The organism is Dyella sp. C9 (assembly GCF_003332825.1).
Classification (GTDB): Bacteria; Pseudomonadota; Gammaproteobacteria; order Xanthomonadales; family Rhodanobacteraceae; genus Dyella.
Genome location: NZ_QIRF01000043.1, coordinates 1 through 1,017 on the forward strand (window position 1 = coordinate 1; position 1,017 = coordinate 1,017).

The 1,017-nt window shown below is 53.9% G+C and carries 2 protein-coding genes; both read right to left on the reverse strand.

Annotated elements, in window-relative coordinates; genetic code table 11:
* Positions 1–59: 59 nt before the first annotated feature.
* Positions 60–254 carry a hypothetical protein gene (locus DVU99_RS19610; protein ID WP_114241910.1) on the reverse strand — a complete coding sequence of 65 codons (195 nt, stop codon included), beginning with the start codon at positions 252–254 and terminating at the stop codon, positions 60–62.
* A gap of 58 nt (positions 255–312) precedes the next feature.
* Entirely contained in the window at positions 313–594 is a 282-nt protein-coding gene (locus tag DVU99_RS19615; protein WP_198670407.1) for a hypothetical protein, read from the reverse strand.
* Positions 595–1,017 lie beyond the last annotated feature (423 nt).

The following is a 1,017-nucleotide window of genomic DNA, read 5'->3' on the forward strand; positions in this document are numbered from 1 at the left end:
TGGGTCGGAAGCGGACGTTTCCCTGTTAGTAACAGTCTCCAGGCACGTTGCAGGCGAACCTAGCCAAAAATCAGCACAGCGAGTAGCGCCGCAGCACTCGCAACCGCCACGGCAATGCCCGCCCAATAGAAGCCGGGGTCTTCCGACTTCTTATAGGTCTGCACCAGAAACACCACGTTGCCTGACTTGAGACTGTGAAGCGTGCCCACAAAGAGCACGACAAAGAAGAAGATGAGGATTCCCTGTTCACTCATTCACGCAACTCCAATAGCCCTCTTTTTCTAGGCCCGCTATGGGTCGAAAGCGGACCCCTTAGGTGCTTTGATCCGTTGCCAGAAGCCGGTGAAAATAAGGAAGCAACTCTCGGTAACGAGCGATGTACTCATCGTCTTGCCGATGCCTCGATGCGCGGGCAGAGAAGAAAAGTTCGTTACGAATATCCAATAGCGATGTTCGCCTCTTTTCTCTTGCTGCCGCCGCGGCTGCTTCAAGCGACCCCAACTCCGAGTAGCCGTTGAATGTCATCGCAAATGTAAACACAGCAGCACTGTCTTCCGGACTCGGAAGCTGGTCGACCGAAATCTCCACCGTCATGAAGCCTCCTTAGGGCCTTTGGTCCCCTTCAACTCAATGTCTGCTTTGGGTCGTATACGGACCTTACAAAGAAGCAGAACTCCCCACCCGTCAGGAACCTCGTCGTCGAGCGATCAACGGGCCAGTGACGGTAAGCCAAAATAGCGCCCCGGAAACCATACTTCCGCCGAAACAGAAGAGTGCTAACAGGGCGAGGTTAGATAAGTCGAGCTCGTCCGAAAGCTTGAGTTGCAGCCCCAGAGCTATAAACAAACTAAGTCCCCCCACGAGCCCAAAGGCGACTATATGTCCCGCGAGGGAATGGGATGCCCATCTCACCCATTTCGACGTAAAGAATGACCTAACCAAGCTCGCCATCAACGACACCCCTGATTCGTCACATTCATCGTTGCATCCAAGTTTATGGAGGCGCTGAGGTCCGCT